The sequence below is a fragment of the Rhizobium sp. Pop5 genome (assembly GCF_024721175.1).
Lineage (GTDB): Bacteria > Pseudomonadota > Alphaproteobacteria > Rhizobiales > Rhizobiaceae > Rhizobium.
Genome location: NZ_CP099399.1, coordinates 704,586 through 728,740, shown reverse-complemented (window position 1 = coordinate 728,740; position 24,155 = coordinate 704,586). Strand labels below are relative to the sequence as shown.

General features: G+C 61.2%; 26 protein-coding genes. 14 read left to right on the top strand and 12 right to left on the bottom strand.

The features are described 5' to 3' along the window. Positions 1 to 31: 31 nt before the first annotated feature. From NE852_RS05705 to NE852_RS05690, 4 genes are read right to left on the bottom strand one after another with little or no spacing between them, the layout of a single operon-like run. On the bottom strand, positions 32 to 1,033 hold the full coding sequence (locus NE852_RS05705) for a substrate-binding domain-containing protein (protein WP_008529168.1): 1,002 nt from the start codon (positions 1,031 to 1,033) through the stop codon (positions 32 to 34). Positions 1,034 to 1,059: 26 nt separating this feature from the next. After that, the gene (locus NE852_RS05700) at positions 1,060 to 1,995 is read right to left on the bottom strand and encodes an ABC transporter permease (RefSeq protein WP_008529169.1); all 936 of its coding nucleotides are present in this window, start codon (positions 1,993 to 1,995) and stop codon (positions 1,060 to 1,062) included. Positions 1,996 to 2,008: 13 nt separating this feature from the next. Next, entirely contained in the window at positions 2,009 to 3,496 is a 1,488-nt protein-coding gene (locus NE852_RS05695; protein ID WP_008529170.1) for a sugar ABC transporter ATP-binding protein, read from the bottom strand. Position 3,497: 1 nt separating this feature from the next. Further along, positions 3,498 to 4,502, bottom strand: coding sequence for a LacI family DNA-binding transcriptional regulator (locus NE852_RS05690; RefSeq protein ID WP_008529171.1), 1,005 nt, complete (start codon positions 4,500 to 4,502; stop codon positions 3,498 to 3,500). Positions 4,503 to 4,800: 298 nt separating this feature from the next. On the opposite strand from NE852_RS05690, the gene NE852_RS05685 reads away from it, so the two are divergent. Beyond that, positions 4,801 to 5,184: an RbsD/FucU family protein gene (locus tag NE852_RS05685; RefSeq protein ID WP_008529174.1), complete on the top strand. Its 384-nt coding sequence runs from the start codon at positions 4,801 to 4,803 to the stop codon at positions 5,182 to 5,184. A 180-nt stretch (positions 5,185 to 5,364) separates the two neighbouring features. On the opposite strand, the gene NE852_RS05680 is transcribed toward NE852_RS05685, so the two are convergent. Then, positions 5,365 to 5,856 (bottom strand): DUF721 domain-containing protein, encoded by a 492-nt coding sequence (locus NE852_RS05680; protein WP_008529175.1) that lies wholly within the window; start codon positions 5,854 to 5,856, stop codon positions 5,365 to 5,367. Positions 5,857 to 5,952: 96 nt separating this feature from the next. Here NE852_RS05680 and mutY point away from each other — a divergent pair, with 96 nt between their 5' ends. The 3 genes from mutY to NE852_RS05665 are packed head-to-tail and all read left to right on the top strand — an operon-like array spanning position 5,953 to position 8,031. Then, positions 5,953 to 7,044 (top strand): A/G-specific adenine glycosylase, encoded by a 1,092-nt coding sequence (mutY, locus tag NE852_RS05675; protein ID WP_008529178.1) that lies wholly within the window; start codon positions 5,953 to 5,955, stop codon positions 7,042 to 7,044. A gap of 2 nt (positions 7,045 to 7,046) precedes the next feature. Beyond that, positions 7,047 to 7,661: an HAD family phosphatase gene (locus NE852_RS05670; protein WP_008529179.1), complete on the top strand. Its 615-nt coding sequence runs from the start codon at positions 7,047 to 7,049 to the stop codon at positions 7,659 to 7,661. Positions 7,662 to 7,665: 4 nt separating this feature from the next. Further along, positions 7,666 to 8,031, top strand: a complete 366-nt coding sequence (locus tag NE852_RS05665) for a nuclear transport factor 2 family protein (protein WP_008529180.1) — start codon at positions 7,666 to 7,668, stop codon at positions 8,029 to 8,031. Between the two features lie 99 nt (positions 8,032 to 8,130). Here the strand turns inward: NE852_RS05665 and NE852_RS05660 are convergent, their stop codons facing one another. The 3 genes from NE852_RS05660 to NE852_RS05650 all read right to left on the bottom strand — a co-directional run bounded on the left by NE852_RS05660 (position 8,131) and on the right by NE852_RS05650 (position 10,070). Continuing rightward, positions 8,131 to 9,273, bottom strand: coding sequence for a site-specific DNA-methyltransferase (locus tag NE852_RS05660; protein ID WP_008529181.1), 1,143 nt, complete (start codon positions 9,271 to 9,273; stop codon positions 8,131 to 8,133). Between the two features lie 120 nt (positions 9,274 to 9,393). Further along, positions 9,394 to 9,744, bottom strand: coding sequence for an antibiotic biosynthesis monooxygenase (locus NE852_RS05655; RefSeq protein ID WP_008529182.1), 351 nt, complete (start codon positions 9,742 to 9,744; stop codon positions 9,394 to 9,396). After that, the gene (locus NE852_RS05650; protein WP_008529183.1) at positions 9,741 to 10,070 is read right to left on the bottom strand and encodes an NIPSNAP family protein; all 330 of its coding nucleotides are present in this window, start codon (positions 10,068 to 10,070) and stop codon (positions 9,741 to 9,743) included. The genes NE852_RS05655 and NE852_RS05650 overlap by 4 nt, the downstream gene beginning before the upstream one ends. Before the next feature lie 69 nt (positions 10,071 to 10,139). Here NE852_RS05650 and NE852_RS05645 point away from each other — a divergent pair, with 69 nt between their 5' ends. Further along, the gene (locus NE852_RS05645; protein ID WP_008529184.1) at positions 10,140 to 10,826 is read left to right on the top strand and encodes a helix-turn-helix transcriptional regulator; all 687 of its coding nucleotides are present in this window, start codon (positions 10,140 to 10,142) and stop codon (positions 10,824 to 10,826) included. A gap of 119 nt (positions 10,827 to 10,945) precedes the next feature. Here NE852_RS05645 and NE852_RS05640 read toward each other — a convergent pair whose 3' ends face one another. After that, complete coding sequence (locus NE852_RS05640; protein ID WP_008529185.1) at positions 10,946 to 11,155, bottom strand: hypothetical protein; 210 nt, start codon at positions 11,153 to 11,155, stop codon at positions 10,946 to 10,948. A gap of 289 nt (positions 11,156 to 11,444) precedes the next feature. Between NE852_RS05640 and NE852_RS05635 the strand changes: the two genes are divergently transcribed. Then, complete coding sequence (locus NE852_RS05635) at positions 11,445 to 13,277, top strand: methyl-accepting chemotaxis protein (protein WP_008529188.1); 1,833 nt, start codon at positions 11,445 to 11,447, stop codon at positions 13,275 to 13,277. Positions 13,278 to 13,423: 146 nt separating this feature from the next. Beyond that, positions 13,424 to 14,113: an HAD family hydrolase gene (locus NE852_RS05630; RefSeq protein WP_008529190.1), complete on the top strand. Its 690-nt coding sequence runs from the start codon at positions 13,424 to 13,426 to the stop codon at positions 14,111 to 14,113. Positions 14,114 to 14,185: 72 nt separating this feature from the next. Here NE852_RS05630 and NE852_RS05625 read toward each other — a convergent pair whose 3' ends face one another. Together NE852_RS05625 and NE852_RS05620 are read right to left on the bottom strand one after the other, a co-directional pair. Beyond that, positions 14,186 to 14,962: an MBL fold metallo-hydrolase gene (locus NE852_RS05625; protein WP_008529193.1), complete on the bottom strand. Its 777-nt coding sequence runs from the start codon at positions 14,960 to 14,962 to the stop codon at positions 14,186 to 14,188. A gap of 121 nt (positions 14,963 to 15,083) precedes the next feature. Then, on the bottom strand, positions 15,084 to 15,728 hold the full coding sequence (locus NE852_RS05620; protein WP_258156277.1) for a hypothetical protein: 645 nt from the start codon (positions 15,726 to 15,728) through the stop codon (positions 15,084 to 15,086). A 72-nt stretch (positions 15,729 to 15,800) separates the two neighbouring features. On the opposite strand from NE852_RS05620, the gene NE852_RS05615 reads away from it, so the two are divergent. From NE852_RS05615 to NE852_RS05585, 7 genes are all read left to right on the top strand, one after another. Continuing rightward, positions 15,801 to 15,995, top strand: a complete 195-nt coding sequence (locus NE852_RS05615) for a hypothetical protein (protein WP_128623562.1) — start codon at positions 15,801 to 15,803, stop codon at positions 15,993 to 15,995. Beyond that, positions 15,992 to 17,416 (top strand): threonine synthase, encoded by a 1,425-nt coding sequence (gene thrC, locus NE852_RS05610; protein WP_008529202.1) that lies wholly within the window; start codon positions 15,992 to 15,994, stop codon positions 17,414 to 17,416. The genes NE852_RS05615 and thrC overlap by 4 nt, the downstream gene beginning before the upstream one ends. 3 nt (positions 17,417 to 17,419) lie before the next feature. Beyond that, entirely contained in the window at positions 17,420 to 18,718 is a 1,299-nt protein-coding gene (locus tag NE852_RS05605; RefSeq protein ID WP_008529204.1) for a pitrilysin family protein, read from the top strand. 29 nt (positions 18,719 to 18,747) lie between these two features. Further along, positions 18,748 to 19,362 (top strand): GNAT family N-acetyltransferase, encoded by a 615-nt coding sequence (locus NE852_RS05600; protein WP_008529205.1) that lies wholly within the window; start codon positions 18,748 to 18,750, stop codon positions 19,360 to 19,362. Next, positions 19,359 to 22,271, top strand: a complete 2,913-nt coding sequence (locus tag NE852_RS05595) for a sensor domain-containing phosphodiesterase (RefSeq protein ID WP_008529206.1) — start codon at positions 19,359 to 19,361, stop codon at positions 22,269 to 22,271. Before NE852_RS05600 ends, NE852_RS05595 begins: the two co-directional genes overlap by 4 nt. A 122-nt stretch (positions 22,272 to 22,393) precedes the next feature. Continuing rightward, complete coding sequence (locus tag NE852_RS05590) at positions 22,394 to 22,819, top strand: hypothetical protein (RefSeq protein ID WP_037172224.1); 426 nt, start codon at positions 22,394 to 22,396, stop codon at positions 22,817 to 22,819. Between the two features lie 110 nt (positions 22,820 to 22,929). Next, the gene (locus NE852_RS05585) at positions 22,930 to 23,238 is read left to right on the top strand and encodes a Dabb family protein (RefSeq protein ID WP_008529212.1); all 309 of its coding nucleotides are present in this window, start codon (positions 22,930 to 22,932) and stop codon (positions 23,236 to 23,238) included. Between the two features lie 10 nt (positions 23,239 to 23,248). Here NE852_RS05585 and NE852_RS05580 read toward each other — a convergent pair whose 3' ends face one another. Then, a complete protein-coding gene (locus NE852_RS05580; RefSeq protein WP_008529214.1) occupies positions 23,249 to 24,148 on the bottom strand; it encodes a metal ABC transporter solute-binding protein, Zn/Mn family in 900 nt (299 codons plus the stop codon). Positions 24,149 to 24,155 lie beyond the last annotated feature (7 nt).

Below are 24,155 nucleotides of genomic sequence, written 5' to 3'. Positions count from 1 at the left end.
CTCGTCGCGCCGGACTTCGACGTTTATCACTTCACTTGCATTCAGGGTCGTCGCCGAACCCCTTGCAGAAGAACTCGGCGGCATTTTCCTTGGTGATCATTTTCGATGCGATCTCGATTTCCATCGAGCCGTCGTCTTTCTTCGTCAAGGTTCCGAGCTTTTCAAGCGCCGCCGTGTCGTTGGTGGCGAGCGCGTGCGCGGCGATAATGCCTTCAGGCGCGACGGTGGAATAGGTGAAGGTCGCGGTCAGGTCGCCCTTGGCGACGGCACGGATGGCGGCATTCTCGCCGTCGATGCCGATGATGAGGATGCCTTCCTTGTCACGGCCGGCGGCCTGGATGGCCCGCAGTGCACCAAACGCCATGTTATCGTTGTGGGCGTAAACGGCCTGGATTTGTCCGGCCGGGAAACGCTGGAGCGTATCTTCCATGAACTTCAGCGCTTTTTCCTGGTCCCAGTCGGCATGCGTTTCGGCAATCACCTTGATATCGGTGCCGGCAATGGCTTCGGCAAAGCCTTCATGGCGCTCAACCGCGGGAGCGACAGCCGGGTCACCCTTGATCTCCACGACATTGCCCTTACCCTTCAGCGCTTCAGCTATGTATTTGCCCGCAAGCGTACCGATGGGTTTGTTGTGCGGGCCGACGTGCAGCGTCACAGGAATATCGAGGCTGCGCTCGAGCGTGATGACCGGAATGCCGGCGGCCAGCACCTGCTTGACGGTCGGAGCGATCGCGGCGCCATCCTGAGCCGAGATCATCAGAACCTTCATGCCTTGCACCATCAGGCTTTCGACATCCGAAATCTGCTTTGCGGATTTGCCTTCCGCGTTGGTGACGATCAGATCAACGTCCTTGAAGTGCTCCGCGGCGTAGGCTTGGTTGCGTTTGGTCATCGTGTTGCGATGGGCCGAGTTCGAACTCGCCTGCGAGAAGCCGATGACGATCTTGTCGGCGCTGAAAGCGGGGGCGGCCGCCAGCACAGTGGCGAGCCCGGCGGAGATGATGAGCATGCGTCTGGTGATGTTAAGCATTTCAAGTCCTCCCTCTGTTGAACACGCTACCTGCGTGCCTTTCTTCCGGCTTCGAGCAGCACGGCAAGAACGATGATCGCACCCTTCACCACCTGTTGAGAGAATGGTGAAACGCCTGCGAGATTGAGAATGTTTGCGATAATGGCCAGAACCATGGCGCCGCCCATCGTGCCGAGAACCGTGCCTTCGCCGCCGAACAGCGAGGTGCCGCCGATCACCGCGATCGTGATCGCTTCCAATTCGAGGCCGAGGCCGGAATTCGGGTCGCCGACGGAAAGGCGGGACAGGAAAATCAGGCCGGAAAGCGCTGCCAGCACGCCACAGATGATGTAGACGCTGAAGATGACGAGCGGCACATTGATGCCGGAGAGCCTTGCCGCCTCTTCATTGCTGCCGACCGCATAGATGGCGCGGCCGAACGGCGTGAGGCTGAGCACGACGGCGGCGATGATACAGACAATCGCAAAGACGTAGATCGGTGTCGGCACGCCCAGAATGTAGCCCCCGCCGAGCACGAAAAAGCTGTCGGCGAGTTTGCCCGGATTGACGGTACCCCCGTCGGCGATCATCAGCGCGAAGCCGCGCACCATGACCATGCAGCCGAGGGTCATGATGAAGGCCGGAATGCGAAAAAAGGAAATGCCGAAGCCGTTGACGCAGCCGACAAGGGCACCGATGGCGATGCAGATCAGCACCATCAGGGGGATGGGCATGCCCTGCTCCATCAGGACCGCGCCGGTGACGCCGACCAGCGCGACGATCGAGCCAACCGAAAGATCGATCCCCTTGGTCAGGATCACGAATGTCATGCCGATGCCGAGGATGCCATAGAGCGCGACCTGCCTCAGGACATTCAGGATATTGATAGGATTGAGAAAATGAGGGGAGATCAGCGAGGCGGCTATGATCAGTACGATCAGTGCGCCGGCAAGCCCCGTTCCCCGCGGAAGTTTTTTCTTCATGGTAGACCCCTCATTAATGTAGCGCCGCGAAGTGCATGACGTCTTCTTCGGTTGCAGTGCGCGCGTCGAGTTCGGCCGTCACCTCGCCCTCTCTCAAAACGTAGAGCCGGTCGCATAGACCAAGGATTTCCGGCAGTTCGGAAGAAGCCATGACGATCGCCAGCCCGCGGGATTCCGCGAGTTCGACCAGCAGGTCGTAGATCTCGCGCTTGGCCCCGACATCGACACCGCGTGTGGGCTCGTCGGCCAGCAGGATTTCGCATCCGGCGCTGACGAGCCTCGCCAACACGCATTTCTGCTGATTGCCGCCGGAAAGGTTCTGCGTCGCCGCCGCGGCGTTCGGCGTCCTGATCCGCAGCCGATCGATGAGACCGCTGACTATTTTGCGCTCGCGGCCAAGGGACAGGAGTCCGAAACGGACGATCTGCGCGAGACTGGCCGACATGATGTTGAAGCCCACGCTCTGTATTAGGAACAGCCCCTCTGTCTTGCGGTCTTCCGGCACGAGGCCGAGCCCCTTGGTAATGCCGGCGCGCGGCGAACCGATGCTTGCCATCGCGCCGTTGATACTGACCTCGCCGGCATCACGCGGGTCAGCGCCGTAGATGGCGCGCAGAAGCTCCGTGCGACCGGCGCCCGCCAGGCCGAAGAGACCGACGATCTCGCCCTTTCGAACATGGATGCTGACGTTTTTGAGCAGCGCTGGCGTCGAAATACCCTTGGCGGACAGGGCTTCCCCGCCAATCCGGGGTGCGCGCTTGGGAAAGACGTCACCCACGTCCCGGCCCACCATGCTGCGAATAAGGTCGTTCGTCGTCAGGCCATTGGAGGGTCCGTTGTGAATGACGGTGCCGTCGCGCAGAACGGTGACCGTATCGCTCAGTTCGAAAACTTCGCGCAGGCGATGCGAGATATAAACGAAAGCAACCCCACTCTCGCGCGCCAGCTGCCGGACGACCCGGAACAGCTGATCGATCTCTGCCTGCGCCAGCACGGCCGACGGCTCGTCGAGAACAATGATTTTCGCATCGCGCGCCAGCGCCTTGGCAATCTCCACCATCTGGCGCTTGGCAACGGAGAGCGTTCCGATCCGAGCGGTCGGATCGACATCGAAACCGAGCCGGTCGACGACCTCGATGGTCCGGCGCTTTGCTTCGCCCCAGTCGATCAGGGCGCCCCTGCGCGGCAACCGCCCCATTAGAACGTTTTCGGCGACGGTCAGGTGCGGCGCCTGAGCCAGTTCCTGATAGATAACCGCAACACCGCGCGCGATCATTCCCGCCGGTGTCGGATCGAGGACCTCTTCGCCGAAAAGCTCGATGCGCCCCTCGTCGGCCGAATAAGCGCCGGAGAGGATCTTCATCAGCGTCGATTTTCCGGCTCCGTTCTCCCCCACCAACGCCCTGATTTCTCCGGGCTGCAGAGAAAACGACACGCCCTTCAGGGCGCGCACGCCCGGAAAGGATTTGGTGATCCCAGCAAGAGCCAGCGCCGACGTCATTTCAATGTCCTCCGCAGCCGCAGGAGCGGCGAATTGTCAGTTTTGCCGGCAGACGGACCTGTCGTACGCTTTCCGTGCTCGACTTGATCCGCCTGGCCAGCATTTCCGCCGCCTGCATGCCGATCATCTCGCTCGGCTGCGCCATGACAGTCAGCCGCGGCTCGAAACAGTCGGCCCAGTCGAAATCGTCGAAACCGATCAGCGCCAGATCCTCGGAGATGCGCAACCCGAGGTCGCGCACCGCGCGCATGATGCCGATCGTGGCAAGGTTGTTGCCCGAGGCGATCGCCGTCGGCCGGTGCGCCCTGCTCAAGATCTCAAGCGCCGATTGGCGGGCATCCGCGCTGTTCGCGTTGCCTTCGCTCATCAAACTGCTATCGATCTCGAGCCCGTGCTTACGCATGGCGCCGACATATCCGCGCACGCGCTCGACCGTGGAACGTAGCCCCGGCTCACCGGCGATGAGGCCGATGCGGCGATGGCCGTGACCCACCAGATGGTCGATCAGCGTTTCCATCGCTGCCTCGTTGTCCAGGCAAACCCCGTCCGCATCCTCAACCGTCAGACGATCGACAAGGACGAAGGGCATGTGAGCCGATCTGAGATAGTCGATGGCGCGGTTTTCCGGATCACTTGATGGAGCCAGGATCACCCCATCCACTCGCCGCTGGACCAGTTCGCGGACCAGCTTCAGCTCGGTCGCCGGATCGTTCTGCGTGTCGCAGAGAAAAACGAGCTGCCCGATGGCGGCGCAGGCCCGTTCGATAGAGGAGACGATGTCGTTGAAATAGTAGTTGGTGCTGATCGAAATCGCGATGCCCACGGCATCGGTCGAAGATCGCACCAGCGACCGGGCCACAGCGTTCGGCACGAATCCGAGGTTTTTTATCGCCTCTTTGACGAGCGCCGCCGTCGCCTCATTCACATGCCGCGTGCCGTTGATGACGTGCGAAACGGTAGAGACCGACACGCCGGCGGCGCGCGCGACGTCAGTGATTGTCGCCATGATTGCAGACCTCCCCCATCACGCCTGACGCAGCTCCAAACCGTCGCCGCGGCGTCCTCTCCCCAATAAATCGGAACATTCAACCGATGCCAAACAAGCAGCAGCCCGTGGGTCGCTTGCTGGCCGTTTCATCCTCCAATGAAACAGTGACAGTCAGCGTAGGATCATCGAAACGTTTGCGCAAGCGTTTTCTTCGTTGATTTATGATGCTATACGGATCCAAAGGGAGGAACGAACATGGCACTGAAAAACATTCCCGGGATTCTCTTGCCCAGATCTTTTGTGGATATTGAGCGCGATGGGCCACGGCGACGAGATCGCCATCGTCGACAAGAATTTCTCGGCCTGCCGCGTGTCGAAAAAGACCGTCAGCGGCAAACTCGTATCGATGAACGCGGCCAGCGCCACAGATGCCATAGAGGCGATCCTGGCGGTCATGCCGCTCGATCACTTCGTCGAGCAGCCGCTCATGCATATGGAGGATCCGGATCAGGCCGGGATATTACTGCCGGTTCACGCGGACGTGGAATTGCTCTGCTCCACAGCCGAACAGCGCGGCATCAGGAGCAAGCCCATCGAGCGCTTCGCCTACTATCCAATCGCAGAAGCCTGTTTCGCGGTGGTACAGACGGGCGAAATACGGCCCTATGGAAACTTCATCCTGAAGAAGGGCGTGATTTAGGGGCGACCTAAAACTCCTCTCCAGCGTCGAAGCAAGCGACAGCCGACAGAGTTTGATCTTGGGCGATCGTTTCCCAATCGCGGAAGCGCTCGAAGGCGCATCTATGTGCGATTGGCCCGCCTCGGATTTATTGTCAGCTAACCGCGCTGCCGGTCAAGCCGGGCGCTTGTCCATCGACATTCATCGCCCCCGCTTTCCCATCACTGCGGTCCCAAGGCGCTGGATCGCCTGGCGTAGCTTGTCGCCCTCGATACCCTCCATCATGCCCTCCAGCTTGCGGGCGGCCTCGCCCTTCAGCGGCGTTGGCGCGCGGGAGCGGCGCACGGCTTGGGAGACCGGCTTCTGGACGATACGGATCTGGTGGACGGCGGCGAAACCGAAGAAGCTGTTGATGCGCTGGATGAGTTCGCCCTGCGCATGGGTGAGGAACAGCGCACGCGCGCCTTCGCAGGCGATCGTCAACACACCGGGACGGAAGCCGCCGGCCTCATTGCCGCCGCGCGCCCAGGCGATCTTTTCCGGCCGGGTGCAATCGGCGAAATCCTCGCCGGCGATTTCGCTCCATGAGCCGAGCAGCGCCGTGTTGATGCCGGCGCGCCGCGCAAGGACGGGATCGATCAGCCCGTTCGCCAACTCGGAAATCTGTTTCACATCTTTGCGTGGATAACTCATCGAAACCTTTAAGCGCCGCCGCGAATTGGCGGGGCCGACTTGATCGCGCGGCATTGCTTCGCCAAGTATAGGGCCTTCCCCGCATCGCGGCAAATCATGACAATCACGACATTCGACAAGCCCTCGGCAAAGCCCCTCCTCGACTGGTACGACCGCCACCACCGCGACCTGCCCTGGCGTGTGTCACCCGGCATGGCGGCGCGCGGCGTCAAACCCGATCCCTATCACGTCTGGCTTTCCGAGGTGATGCTGCAGCAGACGACGGTGCAGGCGGTCAAACCTTATTTCGCAAAGTTTCTTGAGCGCTGGCCTGACGTCACCGATCTTGCGGCTGCTGATAGTGACGCTGTCATGGCCGCCTGGGCGGGGCTCGGCTATTATGCGCGGGCTCGCAACCTGAAGAAATGCGCCGAGGCAGTGGCGAGAGAGCATGGTGGCGTCTTTCCCGATACCGAAGAGGGACTGAAATCCCTGCCCGGCATCGGCGACTATACGGCCGCCGCCGTCGCCGCCATCGCCTTTGACCGGCAGGCGGCTGTCATGGACGGCAATGTCGAGCGGGTAATCTCCAGGCTTTATGCGATAACGACCCCGCTTCCGGCCGCCAAGCCGCTGATGAAGGAAAAGGTGGCGCTGATGACGCCCGCCGCGCGGCCCGGCGATTTCGCGCAGGCGATGATGGATCTCGGCGCGACGATCTGCACGCCGAAGCGGCCGGCCTGTTCGCTCTGTCCGTTCCGCGGATCGTGTGAGGCGCTGAGGCTTTCAGACCCCGAGCTCTTTCCCGTCAAGGCGGCGAAGAAGGAAAAGCCGGTACGATACGGCGCGGCCTTCATTGCGGTAACCGGCGATGGCGAGATACTCTTGCGACGGCGCGTCGCCAGCGGCCTGCTCGGCGGCATGACCGAGGTACCGACAACGGCGTGGACGGCGCGCATCGACGGCGAGACCTCGGCAGCGGCTGCGCCCTTCGCTGCGGCATGGCAGGCCTGCGGCACCGTCATCCACGTCTTTACCCATTTCGAGCTCAGGCTTTCGATCTGGCGTGCGGCGGTCAACGCTAAGACCAGCACGAATGACGGATGGTGGGAGCCGGTTACAAATCTTGAAGCCCAGGCCTTGCCGACCGTCATGAAAAAAGCGATCGCAGCAGCTATCCCACTCGCGTTCAAAACATCCAAAGGATGACCATGACCACCGGCATAAAGCATATCGTTTTCGACATCGGCAAAGTTCTCGTTCATTACGATCCGCATCTTCCCTTCAGCCGCCTCATTCCCGACGAGACGGAGCGCAACTGGTTTTTCGCCAATATCTGCACGCACGACTGGAACATCGAGCAGGACCGCGGCCGCACCTGGGCGGAGGCCGAAGCGCTGCTGATTGCGCAGCACCCAGCCCGCGAAGAGCATATCCGCGCCTTCCGCAAATACTGGCACGAGATGGTGCCGCACGCCTATGAAGACAGCGTCGCCATCATGGAAGGGCTGATCGCTGAAGGCCGCGACGTGACGATGCTGACCAACTTCGCCTCCGACACCTTCCGCGAGGCGCAGCAGCGCTTTCCCTTCCTAACGAAGCCGCGGGGCGTTACCGTTTCCGGCGATGTCGGCCTGATCAAACCGGATGTCGCTATCTACGAGACGCATACGAAAACGTTCGGCCTCGATCCCGCGGCAACGATCTTCATCGACGACGCCCCGGTCAATGTCGAAGGCGCCAGAGCCTTTGGCTGGAATGCGGTGCTGTTTACCGGTGCGGAGAAGCTGCGCAGCGATCTCGCCGCCTACGGCGTGAAGGTCTGAGACCATGGCTTTCGACCCGGCAGAGGAAATCGAACGCTTTCACGCCGCCATCAACGCGCTGGATTTTCCCACCATCGAGGGCTATTTCGCCGAGAATGCGGCCTATGTCTCAAACGGTGTCGGCAGCCTTGCCGGGCGACCCGAGATCATGGCCGCCTTCCGGCGCTATTTCGAGGATTATCCCGATCAGACGGCGGAAAATTCGCTTGTCGAAACGCTGACGCCGCTGTCCGGCCGGGCGATCTGGTCGCTCCGCGCCACCCACAGCCAGACCGGCAAGCCACTGGTCCGCGAAGGCGAGGAGACGATCACCTTCAATGAAGAAGGTCGTATTATCCGCGTCGACGTTACCGACTACAAGGAATTCTAAAATAGAAGACGCCCGAGGCTCGAACCCCGGGCGCCTTGGCCTTCTCCCGCAACTGGAGGGAAACCGGAAGAAGGTATTTCGATCCCGCGAAGGCGTTGCTCACTCCACCTTGGCCAGATCACTGCGGATGACGGACCTGAGATCGTCGATCGGGCGCAGGGACTGCCCGTCTTCGAAGTGCCAGAAGGTCCATCCGTTGCATGCATCGAGACCCTGCACCTTGGCGCCGAGACGATGAATAGAGCCGGCCTCGCCGCCTGATGCGACGGTGCCGTCGGCGCGCACGATCGCGCTGTAGCGGCGTTTGGCGTCGGTCAGCACCTGGCCGGGCTTGATCAGGCCGCTTTCAACAAGCACGTTGAAGGCGACGCGGACTTCGGCCTTCTTGCCGGTCATGACGGTGAGCTCCGCCTTGCCGAGCGGCTCGACGGCGGCGATGCGGGCCGAGGCGGCATCGATATAATCCTGTTCGCGCTCGATGCCGACGAAGTGGCGGCCGAGGCGCTTGGCCACCGCACCCGTCGTTCCCGAGCCGAAGAACGGATCGAGCACGATATCGCCGGGCTTGGTCGAGGCCATGATGACGCGGGCGAGCAATGCTTCCGGCTTCTGCGTCGGATGCACCTTCTTGCCGTCCTCGCCCTTCAGCCGCTCGCCGCCATTGCAGATCGGGAACAGCCAGTCGGAGCGCATCTGCACGTCGTCATTAGCGGCCTTCATCGCATCGTAATTGAAGGTATAGCCCTTGGCCTTGGCGTTCGGGCTTGCCCAAATCATCGTCTCATGGGCGTTCTGGAAGCGGCGGCCCTTGAAGTTCGGCATCGGATTGGTCTTGCGCCAGATGATGTCGTTGAGGATCCAGAAGTTCAGATCCTGCAGCGTCGCGCCGACGCGGAAGATATTGTGATAGGAGCCGATCACCCAGATCGAGCCGGTCGGCTTCAGCACTCGCCGGCAGGCCAACAGCCAGGCGCGGGTGAACGCGTCATAAGCTTCGAAGGAAGCGAACTGATCCCATTCGTCATCGACCGCATCGACCAGCGACTGGTCGGGACGGTGCAGCGTTCCGCCGAGCTGGAGATTGTACGGCGGATCGGCGAAGATCACATCGACGGAGTGGTTGGGCAACGCTTCAAGGGCGCTGACGCAGTCGCCCTTGATGATCGTGTCAACCCAAGATTCCGGCCGGGAATCCGACTTGACGGAAGCCTTGAGGTCGGCAAGCGGAAAAACTGATGCCATTCTGATACTCACTCATACGCTCTACGCTTAACTGTCCGTTATGGTTACGCAACTTAGTTACCAAAGCCTGAAGCGGTGGCCGATTTCGGGAATTTATTCAGTCGCCGCTGCCGGAAAATATCAGGCGGCGTCGTGAACGCTCCGGCTATCGGCCGGGGCTTCCTCGCGCTCGAACATGCCGTAATCGCGCAGCACGTGGGCGATCCGCAGGCGATAATCGGCAAAGATGCCGCCGCGACCGGCTTGCTGGGCGGCCCGATGAGCTTGCCGGTTGCGCCATTCCACTACGGCCTCCTCATCGCGGAAGAAGGAGAGCGACAGAAGCTTGCCGCGGTTCGTCAGGCTTTCGAAACGCTCGATCGAGATGAAGCCGTCGATCTTTTCGAGTTCAGCGCGCAACTCGCCCGCAAGATCCAGATATTTATGGCGTTCGCCCATAGAGGGCACGACTTCGAAGATGACGGCGATCATGGCAGCACCAACTTTGCGTGGGGGGCGGAGACGTTTTTGAGGAAGATGCGGTCCTCTTTGCGAATGAAGCCTTCGCGCCTGGCGAATTCGTAATTGTCGCGACCGAGCGGATCGGCGGTGAGCCTGGCGCGATAGGCTTCATAGGCGGCGAGGCTTTCGATGTTGTAAACGCCGTAGGCGGTCGTCGCCGATCCCTCGTGCGGGCCGAAATAGCCGATCAGGTCGGCGCCGCTGCGAGGGATTGCCTGGCCCCAGTTGCGGGCATACTCGGTGAAGGCCTCCTTCTTGAAGGGATCGATCTCATATCGGATGAAGCAGGTGATCATGGTTTTCTCCTTTGGTCTTCCCCGTTTTCGCACATTGCCCGACGGCGATGCTTCGGTTACGATCGAACTATGAAGGAAGGACCAGACATTGCCCAGATCGGCGCGCTGATCGGCGATCCCGCGCGCGCCAACATGCTGGCGGCGCTGACTGGCGGGCGGGCGCTAACGGCGACCGAGCTTGCCGGTATTGGCGGCATCACCGTGCAGACGGCAAGCACGCATCTCTCCAAGCTTGAAGCCGGCGGGCTGCTTGCCCAGCGCAAGCAGGGACGCCACCGCTATTTCACGCTGGCCGACGAAGCCGTCGCCCGGCTGATCGAAAGCATGATGGGCTTTGCCGCCGGGCGCGGGCATCTGCGCCACCGGCCGGGACCGAAGGAACCGGCGCTGCGTAAGGCGCGTATCTGCTACGATCATCTTGCCGGCGATTACGGCGTGCGCATGCTCGACAGTCTGATTGCGTCCGGATCGATCGACGCCGTCGGAGAAGGCCTGGCGTTGACCGAAAAGGGCGAAAGCGAGCTCAGATGCATCGGCATTGATGTCGGCGCGCTCAAATCGTCGCGCCGGCCGCTCTGCCGCTCCTGCCTCGACTGGAGCGAAAGGCGGGCGCATCTTGCCGGTAGCCTTGGCAAGGCCCTGCTGTCGAACTTCCTCGACAAAGGCTGGGCGCGGCGAACCGCCGAAAGCCGCTCCATCCTCTTCTCGCCGGAAGGCGACCGGCAGTTTTTGAGGCTTTTTCCGATCGACGCGTAGCTTATTGCGGGGATGTCGCGTCGTCGTGGGACGAAGGCGCATTTCTCCGTCTCGGCAACAGGCTCGCCTGCTTCCAGACCACGTTCTATCTGCGCTCGCGAGCTATCGGCGGCTTACATCTAGCAGCCTTTCTTCCTCATCTTCCTTTCGATCTTGGCTCTCTTGTCGGGTCCATTCCCGGCATGCTTTCCGCCGGTCAGCCCATGATCCATCATTGCCTGCAGCTGCGCACAGCTTCGGTGGTTGCCCTTGGCGATGACGTCGGTGGATGTGAAGGCAAACAACAGCACCACGGCTGCCGCCGGTCGGACAAAAGCTGAAAGCCCCATGGTCCCTCTCCTTGTGCACATGAATGCTACGCCCGAGACCGTGAAGCAGCAATTGGCCTCGACGACGCGCCGGCACTCGTCGCGCAAGTCGATCATTCTATCGGCATCGATGTCAGGGACTAAATCGTCGCACCGGCATCCGCGCGAGCCACAAAGAATTCAACCTTTAATCGAAAACGAAACATCCACTGCAACCTTTTGTCTTTGCACCACTAAGCGACATGGCACTGAGAAATAATTAAGCATGTTTCGATACTCTCAAGTTCTAAATTAACGCGAGAGTCCCGCTATGGCGTCGATCCAGCATAAAATCATCCTTGCAAGCATCGCGATTTTCGGCTTGGCCGGCGGCGCCACGGGCGTCGGTATCTGGTCCGCGTCCGCGCTCTCTGCAAATAGCGCCGATGTCGCCCAGTCGGCGCAAATTCTGCGCAACCACATGCAGGCAGACATGATGCATGACGCGCTGCGCGCCGACGTGCTCGCTTCAATGCTGTCGTCCAATCCGGCGGCAGGTATAGAAGCTGCAACGGTGAGGGCGGATCTGGTGGAGCATGAGGCGTCATTCCGGGAGATGATTGACGCCAACAAAGCCCTGGCCACCGACGAAAAGACCAAAGCGATCCTTGCCAATGTCGAACGTCCGCTCATTGTCTACATTGAAAGCGCCACGAAGATCGTCGATCTCGCCAGCAAGGACCCATCGGCGGCCTTGAAGGCGTTGCCCGAATTCATGCAGCAGTTCTCCGTCTTGGAAACGGCAATGGAAGAGGCCGGCGATCAGATCACGGCCGCGTCGGACGATATTTCCAAACACAGCGCTGAAATCAAAGCTTCGGTCGATATCACCCTGAAAGCACTTCTGGCCTTGGCCGCGATCTTCGCCATCGGCCTTTATTTCCTGACCCGCAAGACGGTGACCAAGCCAATTCTCGTGCTTTCCAACGACATGCAACGGCTTGCCGGCGGTGACACAGCGATTGCCTGCACCGGTATTGGCCGCATCGATGAAATCGGAACGATGGCATCGGCTGTCGAAGTCTTTCGCCAGGCGGCGATTGCCAACAAACAGCTTGAGCAGGACGCCGAAGCAGCCCGGTTGCAGGGCGAAACCGAGCGCGTCACGGCCCGCAAGCAGGCTGACGACGATGCCGCCGAACGGTTGCGAGTGGCGACATCAGGCCTCGCGGCAGGCCTGAAGCGGCTTGCATCAGGCGATCTCGCGTTCCAGATCGAAGAACCCTTCGCGCCCGATTTCGAGGGCCTCCGACATGATTTCAATATGTCGATCAGGCAGCTCGATCAGACGCTCGGCGCCATTGCCACCGCCATTACCGCAATCGACGAAGGCACCAGGGAAATCGTATCCGGGGCCGGCGATCTGTCGAAACGAACCGAACAGCAGGCAGCATCCCTCGAAGAAACCGCTGCAGCGCTCGATCAGATCACCGCCAATGTCTCGAACTCGAGCAAGCGCGCCGACGAGGCGCGCACTGAAGCGACCGATGCAAACCGCAATGCCGCAAAGTCTTCGGAGGTCGTGTCGCATGCAGAAGAAGCCATGCGCCGCATCGAGGCTTCGTCGCAGCAGATCACCAGCATCATCGGTGTAATCGACGAGATCGCCTTCCAGACCAATCTGCTGGCGCTGAACGCCGGCGTCGAAGCTGCGCGCGCCGGAGAGGCGGGCAAGGGCTTTGCGGTGGTCGCCCAGGAAGTCCGCGAGTTGGCCCAGAGATCGGCTCAGGCGGCAAAGGAAATCAAGGGCCACATCCAGAAATCGTCGTTGGAAGTGGAAAGCGGCGTCAAACTCGTTCTCGACACAAGCCAGGTTCTGAATGCGATCAGCGAACAGATTGCCCGCATCAACCAGCACATGGATGCCATCGCCGTCTCGGCGAGGGAGCAGTCGACCGGCCTTGCCGAAGTCAACACCGCCGTCAATTCCATGGATCAGGTGACCCAGCAGAACGCGGCGATGGTGGAACAATCGACCGCCGCATCCGGTCAGCTTGCGCAGGAAGCTGCCAAGCTGCGTGAACTCGTTTCCCGGTTCAAGCTTCGCGCGACAGGCTCGACGCACTCCGCAACCGGACGCCGGAGTGGGCAGCTGGCGGCTTGAGCGCTTCTATCAACTCGCCGTGCGATGCAAGCCCGGCGCATGCCGCATCGCAGCCATGCTTGAGATCAGGTTGAGCTTTGGGCGGCCATCGTGTAAAGCCGCAGCACTCCCGGACAAGGCCCAGACTCCCAGCAAGGCTTGAACATATGAACGGCTTCGACCTCATCATCTTCGACTGCGACGGCGTTCTCGTCGATTCCGAAATCATCGCCGCGGAAGTCGAGTCGACGCTTCTGACGGAAGCCGGATATCCGATTGGCGTCGAAGAAATGGGCGAGCGTTTTGCCGGCATGACATGGCAGAACATCCTGCTCCAGATCGAGCGCGAGGCCAGCATCCCGCTTTCGGCCTCGCTGCTGGAGAAGTCGGAAACGCTGCTCGACGCCAGGCTGGCAAGCGACGTCAAAGCCATACCAGGTGTCGAATTCGCAGTCTCCCGATTGCCGATGAAGCGCTGCATCTGCTCGAATTCGAGCACGAAGCGGCTGGACATGATGCTGAGCAAGGTGGCCCTGAAGCCGCTGTTTGCGCCCAACATCTTCTCCGCCAAGGATCTCGGCGCCGACCGCGCCAAGCCGAAACCCGACATCTTCCTGCATGGCGCAAGCCAGATGGGTGTGGCGCCCGGCAAGACTGTTGTGGTCGAGGATTCCGTACATGGCGTACATGCGGCGCGCGCCGCCGGCATGCGCGTGATCGGCTTCACCGGCGCGTCGCACAGCTACCCCGCCCATGCCGACAAACTGACGGATGCGGGCGCCGAAACAGTGATCTCCCGTATGAACGACCTTCCGCGTGTCGTTGCCGCGCTTGCGGAATGGGAAGGCGTTCTCTGACGAGCGCTGAGCCTGCCGTCGTCACTGCCGCAAATTACGAACATTAGGCCATCGAGGCCTTAACCCCGTAGTTTACACGCTTGGTCCGCGGAACGCAGCCTCACTCATCACCAGCACTTCCCCGTCGGCGGGTATCAGCAACCTGGAAGCGGGAATGCCGCGCGCCTTCGCCGCGCGACGCAACTCCTCACGGCCAATCGTTGCATGATCGAGCGCCTCCATGTGTGTGGCAATCACGAGGCTGGACGGAGCGATTTCGCAAACCGCAATCGTGTCCTCGGCATCCATGACGTTGAGGTCGCCGTTCCACAACGCAGCGCAGGAATGGGTAATGATGATATCAGGACTCGTCGCGCGGATGACATCGGCGACGGGCGGATAGAGCACGGTGTCGCCGGCCCAGTAGATCGAAGGTTCGCCCATTGCCTCGAGGCTGAAACCCATGACCGAGCCCATCTCCTCAAGAACCGGGCCAAGTCCGTGGCTGCCCTCGCGGCGTGTAAACGTAAGACCTTCCCAAGTCATTATATCCGTCAACGGCGAGACCGCTGTGAACCCCGTTTTGCGAATTTCCGCTTCGTCGCCAGGCTGACAGATAATCGGCACGTGCTTCGGCACGAACTCCATCGCTACCTCGTCGAAATGGTCCTCGTGCAGGTGCGATACGATCACCAGTTCGACGCCGGCGAGGATCTTATCGATGGCGAGAGGAAGCTCGACCAACGGGTTCTGCGAGCGACCGGCAAAAGAAGGCTGGCTGTGCTTCGAAGCGAAATAAGGATCGATCAGCACCGTGCGACCGGCATAGTCGAGTTTCAAGGTCGCATTTCGGATCAACTGGAGCTTCATCGTCACATTCTCCTACGGCAACTGTCCTGGAAGATCGTGGACGGGATCACGTCATCCAATTGCCCGGTCAAGAATCTGCCCGGTGCGATCGAATGTTTCGACTATCCGAAGCCGCGTTGCTCTAGCTGCTTTTCTTGGATTTTGCCGGCTGAGTGTCGAAGCCGATATTGACACGCACCAATGAGCCGGAGCCGACGGGCATCTTGATGCCGTCCTTGCGGAAGATGACCTGCGTGCCCGGCGCACCCGGCGGGATCTCGGTCGGGAACTTGGTGACCTCGGAATAAAGCACGGTGTCGCCGTCGACGACGGAGATGCGGATCGGCAGGGTCACAGAACCTGGCGCCCCGGCCGGGCCGGCGACGAGGCGCAGTTGGGCAACGACGGTCATCGTCAGGTTCGTGTCATTCAGCGTGCACTGACGGGTGTAATCGCCGAAGGAGGCCTGGAAGACGATCTGCTGGGGATCGTCCTTCTTGCCCTTGGCGTAGGTGCGGAAGATCGCATCCTGGTCGCGCATGAAGATTTGCGGGCAAGCGCCCTGGACGACCGGGGCGACGGTGCCCTGCGCGGTCTTGGCCGTGCCGATCGAAGGATTGTTCGAGGACGGGTTGGCGGGTGCGAGCGGCATGATCTGGGCCGTGCCGTTCGGCTGCGTCGGCGCCGCCGACTTGCTGTCGCCGCCGATACCGAGCGAATTGCAACTAGAGAGCAGGGCAAGAAAAGATGCGGAGACGATGAGACGCGAGACCTTGCCGAGCACCATATTCCATCCCTTGTACAAGCGTTTCTTGGAGGCCCCATGTCTTTTTCGCAGGGCCTTTCATGACGGTTTGCGATGGTCTATATCAGCGGCGCAAAGAAAAATCGATTGGGTAAGCACCGTTTTGATGCACTTTTCGAAGCCGGACGCAGGCAACTTCAACAGGATACCTGCGATGCTCGCCTCCAAGACGGCACCTTCCCGATTTCCGGCGGACCGCGGCTGCGCTCACGCCGCCCCGAATTTCCTCCAGCGATAGATCAAGGATGACGAACGTGGACTATATCTCGACCCGCGGCGAGGCCCCTTCCCTCGGCTTTTGCGACGCCCTGCTGACGGGGCTTGCGCGCGACGGCGGGCTCTACGTTCCGAGAAAATGGCCGAGTTTTTCCAAGAAGGAAATCCGCAGCCTGCGGGGCAAGACCTATCAGGAGATCGCCTTCACCATCCTGTCGCCCTTTACAAACGGCGAAATCCCCGACGACACCTTCCGGGCGATGATCGACGAAGCCTATGGCACTTTCCGCCATCCGGCGATCGCGCCGCTCGTCCAGACCGGGCCGAACAGCTTCGTCATGGAGCTCTTCCACGGCACGACGCTCGCCTTCAAGGACGTGGCGATGCAGCTGCTCGCACGGCTGATGGATTATGCTCTGGAAAAGCGCGGCGAGCGGGCGACGATCGTCGGAGCAACCTCGGGCGACACCGGGGGCGCAGCCATCGACGCATTCGCCGGCCGCGAGCGCACCGACATCTTCATCCTCTTCCCGCACGGCAAGGTTTCGCCGGTGCAGCAGCGGCAGATGACGACCTCGACCGCGTCGAATGTGCATGCGCTTGCCGTCGAGGGCAATTTCGACGATTGCCAGAACTTGGTGAAGGCGATGTTCAATGACGTGGCCTTTCGCGACAAGGTTCGTCTATCCGGCGTCAACTCGATCAACTGGGCGCGCATCATGGCCCAGATCGTCTACTATTTCACGGCGTCGATCGCGCTCGGCGGACCGGACCGGAAGGTCTCGTTCACGGTGCCCACCGGCAATTTCGGCGACATCTTCGCCGGCTACTGCGCCAAGCGCATGGGCCTGCCGATCGACCGGCTTGTCATCGCCACCAACGAGAACGACATCCTGACGCGGACGCTGAAGACCGGCCGCTACGACATGAAGGCAGTCAAGGCGACGAGTTCGCCTTCGATGGACATCCAGATCTCGTCGAACTTCGAACGCCTGCTTTTCGAAGCCTATGACCGTGACGCCTCCAAGGTGCGCGCGGCGATGGACAGCCTCAAGCAATCGGGCGGTTTCGAGATCGCTCCTGAAGCGCTGAAGACGATCCGCCGCGACTTCCGTGCCGGGCGCGCCAGCGAAAAGCAGGTCTCCGAAACGATCCGAAAGACCCATGCCGAGACCGGCTATCTCCTCGATCCGCATTCTGCGATCGGCGTCTTCGTCGCAGCCAAGAAGGAGAAGCCGAATACGCCGATGGTGACGCTTTCGACCGCACATCCGGCGAAATTCCCCGCCGCCGTAAAATCCGCCTCCGGTATTGACCCGGCGCTTCCGACGTGGCTTGCTGATCTCATGCACAGGGAGGAGCGCTTCCAGATCATCAAACCGGAGCTCAAGGCCGTAGAAACCTTTATCGGCAAGCACGCCCGCGGCGAAACGACGGCAGGCGCAGAAAGATAGCCAATGACAGTTGAGTGCACCCGGCTCAAATCCGGGCTGACAGTAGTCACCGAGACCATGCCGCACCTTGAAAGCGTCGCGCTCGGAGTCTGGATCAAATCAGGATCGCGTAACGAAACGGAAGACGAGCACGGCATCGCGCACCTGCTCGAACACATGGCCTTCAAGGGTACGGCGCGCCGCTCGGCCCGCCAGATCGCCGAGGAGATCGAGGATGTCGGCGGCGAAGTCAATGCCGCGACCTCGACCGAGACGACGTCCTATTACGCCCGCGTGCTCAAGGACCACGTTCCCCTTGCTGTCGACATTCTCGCCGACATCCTGACGGAATCCGCCTTCGAGGAGGAGGAGCTGGAGCGCGAGAAGCAGGTGATCCTGCAGGAGATCAACGCCGCCAACGATACGCCCGACGACGTGGTGTTCGACCGGTTCTCGGAGGCTGCCTATCGCGACCAGACGCTCGGACGGCCGATCCTCGGCACGCCGGAAACCGTCGTCTCCTTCACGCCGCAGCAGATCCGCACCTATCTCGGCCGCAACTACACGACCGACCGCATGTTCGTGGTCGCGACCGGCGCCGTCGAGCACGAGGGATTCGTGCGCATGGTCGAGGATCGCTTCGCGAGCCTGCCAACCCAGCCTTCTGCCCCGCCGGTCATGGAAGCGGCGCGTTACATCGGCGGAAGTGTGCGCGAACCGCGCGACCTGATGGATGCGCAGATCCTGCTCGGTTTCGAGGGGAAGCCTTACCATGCCCGCGATTTCTACTGCTCGCAGATTCTCGCCAATATCCTCGGCGGCGGCATGTCCTCCCGGCTCTTCCAGGAAGTGCGCGAGTTCCGCGGCCTCTGTTATTCCGTCTATGCCTTCCATTGGGGTTTTTCCGACACCGGCATCTTCGGCATTCATGCCGCGACCGGCGGCGAGAACCTGCCGGAGCTGGTGCCTGTCATCATCGACGAGCTGCACAAATCCGCCGATCAGATCCATCAGAAGGAAATCGAGCGCGCCCGCGCCCAGATCCGCGCCCAGCTGCTGATGGGCCAGGAGAGTCCCGCCGCCCGGGCTGGGCAGATCGCCCGGCAGATGATGCTCTACGGCCGGCCGATCTCCAATCCTGAAATGATGGAACGGCTGGAAGGCATTACCATCGAACGGCTGACCGACCTTGCCGGCCGGCTGTTCTACGACACGGTGCCGACGCTTTCGGCGATCGGGCCGCTGGAGCAGCTCGCGCCGATGGAAGACATCAAGGCCTCGCTTTCGGTCCCGGCACCGAAGACGATGCAGGCAAGCCTCTGAGCCGCCGTCCGTCCTGCCGGGAGTGATCGATGCCAAAATCGGTTTTTCGCTTCCTGTCGCGGCAGCCGGAAGCGGTGGAGCTGGAGAATGACCGGTATCTGCTGCGCCTGCCGCGCTACCAGGATTTCAATCAGTGGCACCGGCTGCGCGCCGAAAGCCGCAAATTCCTCGAACCCTGGGAGCCGACCTGGCGGCGAGACGAGTTGACGGAAGGTGCCTATCGCGCCCGCGTCATCCGTGGAAAGCAGGAATATGCATCGGGCCAGGCGATTCCGCTGTTCATCTTCCTCAAGGACAATATGACGCTCGTCGGCGGCGTCACCATCGGCTACATCAGGCGTGGCGCGGCGCAAAGCTGCATGATCGGCTACTGGATGGGCGAACGCCATGCCGGCCAGGGGCATATGTTCGCCGCCCTGCAAATGGTTATTCCTTACATCTTCTCCGGGCTTGAGTTGCACCGTATCGAAGCAGCCTGTATTCCAGATAACGCGCGCAGCATCCGCCTGCTTGAAAAGGCCGGGTTTCAGCGGGAAGGCTATTTGCGCGGATATTTGAAGATCAACGGTCAGTGGCACGATCATGTGATGTTTTCACGTCTTGTCACCGATACGGATAAAGGCAGGAAAACCGACAGCCGATGACCAGAGACCGCATGCTGCCCAAGTCACCGTCCGGACGAGTGATCGCGGTGATCGCAGCCTTTTTCCTGGCAGCTTTCACCTTTATGGCGAGCGTTGCCCAAGCGGCCGAACCGGTGAAGATTTCCCGTGACGACACCGCACTCGATCTGACCGCGACAACCGAAATCTATGCCAACCAGGGCGAGGCCTTCCAGGTTTCGACAGCCGCTGGCGCCGACGGCATCCGCCGCCGCATCGAGGTTCGGGCAAGCTCGGAGAACCATCAGGGCGATTGGGCAGTCTTTGCGCTCGCCAACGTTTCGGAAGAACAGCTCGAGCGCGTGATCGTCGCGCCGCATTTCCGCCTCGTCAATTCCAAGCTTTTCTGGCCGGATCTCGGCTCGCAGCGCATCATCGCGATCACACCGAGCGAAGGCTTCGCGCTGGATCGGCAGCCGAGTGACGAAGCCGACGTCTTCCGCATCACGCTGAACCCCGGCGCGGTCATCACCTTTGTTGCCGAACTGTCGACGCCGGAGCTGCCGCAGATCTATCTCTGGGAACCCGACGCCTACAAGGACACGATCAACGCCTTCACGCTCTATCGCGGCATCGTGCTCGGTATCGCCGGCCTGCTTGCGGTGTTCCTGACCATCCTCTTCGTCGTCAAGGGCACCTCGATGCTGCCGGCGACTGCAGCGCTTGCCTGGGCGGTGCTCGGCTATATCTGCGTCGACTTCGGATTTCTCGGCAAGCTCATCAGCGTCGCCTCGGCGGACCAGCGAATTTGGCGCGCCTGCGCGGAGGTAGCGCTGGCGTCGAGTTTCGTCATCTTCCTCTTCACCTATCTGAACCTCAACCGCTGGCATGCGCATCTCGGCTACGCCACGCTCGCCTGGGTGCTCGGCCTTGCCCTGCTCTTCGGCGTGGCGATCTACGATCCGTCGATCGCGGCCGGCATCGCCAGGCTTTCCTTCGCGCTGACAGCGGCGACCGGCCTGCTGCTCATCATCTATCTCGGCTTCAATCGCTATGACCGCGCCATTCTGCTTGTGCCCGCATGGGCGCTGACGCTCGTCTGGCTGTTCGGCGCGTGGCTGACGGTCACCGGCCGGCTCGACAACGACATCATCCAGCCGGCCCTTGGCGGCGGCCTCGTGCTGATCGTGCTTTTGATCGGCTTCACCGTCATGCAGCACGCCTTTGCCGGCGGCGCCTTCCAGCAGGGACTGTTTTCCGATCTCGAACGGCAGTCGCTGGCGCTCACCGGCTCCGGCGACATGGTCTGGGACTGGGACGTGGCGCGCGACCGCGTCGTCACCATTCCCGACGTCTCGATCAAGCTCGGCCTATCGCCTGGCACTATGCATGGCGCGGCGCGCAACTGGCTGCCGCGACTGCACCCCGACGATCGCGACCGGTTCCGGGCCACACTCGACGTGCTGCTTGAGCATCGCCGCGGGCGGCTGAACCATGAGTTCCGCATCCGCGCCGAGGACGGGCATTTCCACTGGCTGCTGATCCGCGCCCGGCCGGTGCTCGGCTCGAACGGCGAGATCATCCGCTGCGTCGGCACGATCGTCGACGTGACCGAGCAGAAGAATTCCGTCGAGCGGTTGTTACACGATGCGTTGCATGACAACCTGACGGGTCTTCCGAACCGGCAGGTCTTCCTCGACCGCCTGCAGGCGGTGCTGGCGCTGGCGCCGGGCGGGGAAACGCTGCGGCCGACCGTGATGGTGATCGATATCGATCGCTACAAGCTGGTCAACGATGCGCTCGGCGTGGCGGCTGGCGACAACATCCTGATTGCGCTGACGCGGCGCCTGCGTCGGCTGCTGAAACCGCAGGACACGCTGGCGCGCCTTGCCGGCGACCAGTTCGGCCTCATCCTCGTTTCCGAGCACAATCCGACCAAGGTCGCGGATTTCGCCGATGCGATCAGCAAGGCGATCATGGTGCCGATCAATTTCTCCAATCGTGAGATCATCCTGACGGCCTCGATCGGGCTCGCCTCCTGGGTGGACCGGCAAGAGAGCGCCAGCGGCCTGCTCAGCGATGCCGAGCTTGCGATGTACCGGGCAAAACGGGCCGGCGGCAACCGCGTCGAGCCGTTCCAGCCGGCCTTCCGCGATTTCGGCACCGACCGCCTGCAGCTCGAAACGGATCTGCGGCGCGCCATCGAGCGGAGGGAATTGTCGATGGTCTACCAGCCGATCGCGCGGCTGGAGGATGTCGAGATCGCCGGTTTCGAGGCACTGATGCGCTGGGAGCATCCCAAGCGAGGGAATATCCCGCCGTCCGAATTCATTCCGATCGCGGAGGCTTCCGATATCATCGGTCCGCTCGGCATGTTCGCACTGGAACAGGCGACCAACGATCTGATGAGCTGGCAGAGCCAGACAGGCGAACTGCCGATCTTCGTTTCGATCAACCTGTCCAGCGTGCAGTTGCTCAACAACGAACTCTACGACGACGTGCGCTCGGTCCTCGCCAAGACGCATTGCGAGCCCTCGCGCCTCAAGCTCGAGCTGACGGAATCCATGGTGATGGAAAATCCGGAACAGGCCCGCCTGGTGCTGCAGAAACTGAAAGAAGCCGGCATTGGGCTGGCGCTCGACGATTTCGGCACCGGTTATTCGTCGCTTGCCTATCTCACGCGCTTCCCCTTCGACACCATCAAACTCGACAAGGCGCTAGTGCGCGGCAGCAGCGACAAGAAGGCGACCGTCCTCAAATCCGTAATATCGATGGCGCGCGAGTTGGAGATGAAGGTGGTGGCGGAGGGAATCGAATCCAACGAGGATGCGATCGAACTCGCCAAGATGGGCTGCAACTACGGGCAGAGCTATCATTTCGGACCGCCGATGCCTTCCGAATCGATCCTGCGCCTGCTTCGGGATCGGTTTCCGCTGACCAAACGCGCCTGAGGAACTCGGCCGGTCCCATCGGCTTCCAGCGCGCCGCGGCGGCGCGCCCCTTCCCTTTTGTCGAAGGCCATTGACCGATGGCCCGCGATGTGCGCCTCTTCTCCCTTGATAAGGAGAATTTAATGCTCAAGTTTCTGCTCGCCCTTGCGATCGGCATTTTCTGCGTCTCGCCGCTTCAGGCCGGTGACGTCGCTTCCGTCACCAAAAGCTGCCCATCGGGGGAAAAACAGGCGACCTGCGAGCGTTGGGTCAAGGATTTCAAGACTGCCGTCGAGCTGGCGTATAAAGGCAATCACGGCGCGCAGGCGACCGTCGCATTCTGCCTATCGACAGGTTGCCATGGCGCTGTGATCAAAGACCGGGTCGCATCATGCAGCTGGCATCTCGTCATCGCCAATTCCGGTTCTACGACGGTGCTCGACCGCTCCAACACCAGGAACACCTGCCGGCCAATGACGGCAAGCCAGAAGGACGAAGCACGCGCGCTGGCGAGCGATCTCGTTCAGAAGATCTACAAGCGCCCGCTCGCCAAGACCGACCAGATGTAATCCGGCCGATCCAGGCCCGCTCCCGGCGACGCAACATTTGCGCGAAATAAACTCATTGCCCTTGCAGCTTTCGCCGCTATTCTGCCCGCAAAGACATCGGGAGGACCATGATGATCCTGCATTGCGTATTCCTGCGACTGAAGACGGCAATGACAAGCGATGACAAGCAATCGCTGTTCGACGCGATCGTCGCCTTGAAACAGGTCATTCCCGGCATATTGGACATCAAATACGGGCCGAACGTCTCACCCGAAGGGCTGCATGCGGGCTTCGTCGACGGTTTTGCTGTGACCTTTGAAAGCCCCGAGGTGCGGGATGCCTATCTGATCCATCCCCAGCATGTATCCGTCGGCGAGCGCATCGTCTCGTCGACGGATGGAGGCCTTGCGGGCATCCTGGTCTTCGACCTCAATATTTAATCCCCGATCGTCAGCTTGATTTCGCCATAGCGGCGGCGAGCTGGTCGACATTGTGTCGGAACATCTTTTCATAGGTCGGCGCCGGACCCTTGGCGTCGGACAGGGATTCGACATAGAGTTCGCCGCCGGGCTCCGCACCGGTTGCCTTTGCGACCTGCTTGACGAGGCGTGGATCGTTGGAATTCTCGAAGAAATAGGCTTTCACGCGCTCGCTCTTGATCTGTTCAATCAGCTTGGCGACATCGGCTGCCGATGCTTCGCTTTCGGTCGACAGACCAAGGGGCGCGAGAAAGCTGACATTGTATTCGCGGCCGAAATAACCGAAGGCATCGTGGCTCGTCAGCACCTTGCGGCGGTCGTCCGCTATCTTGTCGAATTTCGAATGGGCATAGGCGTTCAGTTCATCCAGCGTCTTCGTGTACTTCTCAGCATTGGCCTTGAAGGCGGCGGCATCGGCCGGGTCGGCAGCTGACAGCGCCTTTTCGATGTTGGCGACCCAGACCTTGACGTTGACGGGGCTGTTCCAGACATGCGGGTCGGTGATCGTCTCGCCGTCCTCTTCCATGGTGCGGGTGTCGATGCCTTCGGAGACGGTGACCGGCGTGCCCTTATAGCCCGAGGCGGCAATCAGCCTGTCCATCCAGCCTTCCAGCCCTTCGCCGCTGACGAAAGTAAGCTGCGCCGCGTTCAAATTCTTCGCATCGGCTGGCGACGGCTCGAATTCGTGGGGATCGCCGTTCGGGCCGACGAGGCTCGTCACCCTTACATGCTCGCCGCCGACCTGTTTGACGACATCGGCGAGCACGGTGAACGAAGCGACCACCTTCACCGTTTCGGCAGAGGCAGGCACGGCCGACATAGCCATCAAAACGGGAATTGCTGCGGAGAAAAACAGTCTGTGTGGGTTCATCGAAGTC

Bases quoted from the DNA above. Each gene is read 5' to 3' on its own strand.
- NE852_RS05705 (WP_008529168.1), bottom strand. From the start codon at position 1,033: ATGCTTAACATCACCAGACGCATGCTCATCATCTCCGCCGGGCTCGCC.
- NE852_RS05700 (WP_008529169.1), bottom strand. From the start codon at position 1,995: ATGAAGAAAAAACTTCCGCGGGGAACGGGGCTTGCCGGCGCACTGATC.
- NE852_RS05695 (WP_008529170.1), bottom strand. From the start codon at position 3,496: ATGACGTCGGCGCTGGCTCTTGCTGGGATCACCAAATCCTTTCCGGGC.
- NE852_RS05690 (WP_008529171.1), bottom strand. From the start codon at position 4,502: ATGGCGACAATCACTGACGTCGCGCGCGCCGCCGGCGTGTCGGTCTCT.
- NE852_RS05685 (WP_008529174.1), top strand. From the start codon at position 4,801: ATGGGCCACGGCGACGAGATCGCCATCGTCGACAAGAATTTCTCGGCC.
- NE852_RS05680 (WP_008529175.1), bottom strand. From the start codon at position 5,856: ATGAGTTATCCACGCAAAGATGTGAAACAGATTTCCGAGTTGGCGAAC.
- mutY (WP_008529178.1), top strand. From the start codon at position 5,953: ATGACAATCACGACATTCGACAAGCCCTCGGCAAAGCCCCTCCTCGAC.
- NE852_RS05670 (WP_008529179.1), top strand. From the start codon at position 7,047: ATGACCACCGGCATAAAGCATATCGTTTTCGACATCGGCAAAGTTCTC.
- NE852_RS05665 (WP_008529180.1), top strand. From the start codon at position 7,666: ATGGCTTTCGACCCGGCAGAGGAAATCGAACGCTTTCACGCCGCCATC.
- NE852_RS05660 (WP_008529181.1), bottom strand. From the start codon at position 9,273: ATGGCATCAGTTTTTCCGCTTGCCGACCTCAAGGCTTCCGTCAAGTCG.
- NE852_RS05655 (WP_008529182.1), bottom strand. From the start codon at position 9,744: ATGATCGCCGTCATCTTCGAAGTCGTGCCCTCTATGGGCGAACGCCAT.
- NE852_RS05650 (WP_008529183.1), bottom strand. From the start codon at position 10,070: ATGATCACCTGCTTCATCCGATATGAGATCGATCCCTTCAAGAAGGAG.
- NE852_RS05645 (WP_008529184.1), top strand. From the start codon at position 10,140: ATGAAGGAAGGACCAGACATTGCCCAGATCGGCGCGCTGATCGGCGAT.
- NE852_RS05640 (WP_008529185.1), bottom strand. From the start codon at position 11,155: ATGGGGCTTTCAGCTTTTGTCCGACCGGCGGCAGCCGTGGTGCTGTTG.
- NE852_RS05635 (WP_008529188.1), top strand. From the start codon at position 11,445: ATGGCGTCGATCCAGCATAAAATCATCCTTGCAAGCATCGCGATTTTC.
- NE852_RS05630 (WP_008529190.1), top strand. From the start codon at position 13,424: ATGAACGGCTTCGACCTCATCATCTTCGACTGCGACGGCGTTCTCGTC.
- NE852_RS05625 (WP_008529193.1), bottom strand. From the start codon at position 14,962: ATGAAGCTCCAGTTGATCCGAAATGCGACCTTGAAACTCGACTATGCC.
- NE852_RS05620 (WP_258156277.1), bottom strand. From the start codon at position 15,728: ATGGTGCTCGGCAAGGTCTCGCGTCTCATCGTCTCCGCATCTTTTCTT.
- NE852_RS05615 (WP_128623562.1), top strand. From the start codon at position 15,801: ATGGTCTATATCAGCGGCGCAAAGAAAAATCGATTGGGTAAGCACCGT.
- thrC (WP_008529202.1), top strand. From the start codon at position 15,992: ATGACGAACGTGGACTATATCTCGACCCGCGGCGAGGCCCCTTCCCTC.
- NE852_RS05605 (WP_008529204.1), top strand. From the start codon at position 17,420: ATGACAGTTGAGTGCACCCGGCTCAAATCCGGGCTGACAGTAGTCACC.
- NE852_RS05600 (WP_008529205.1), top strand. From the start codon at position 18,748: ATGCCAAAATCGGTTTTTCGCTTCCTGTCGCGGCAGCCGGAAGCGGTG.
- NE852_RS05595 (WP_008529206.1), top strand. From the start codon at position 19,359: ATGACCAGAGACCGCATGCTGCCCAAGTCACCGTCCGGACGAGTGATC.
- NE852_RS05590 (WP_037172224.1), top strand. From the start codon at position 22,394: ATGCTCAAGTTTCTGCTCGCCCTTGCGATCGGCATTTTCTGCGTCTCG.
- NE852_RS05585 (WP_008529212.1), top strand. From the start codon at position 22,930: ATGATCCTGCATTGCGTATTCCTGCGACTGAAGACGGCAATGACAAGC.
- NE852_RS05580 (WP_008529214.1), bottom strand. From the start codon at position 24,148: ATGAACCCACACAGACTGTTTTTCTCCGCAGCAATTCCCGTTTTGATG.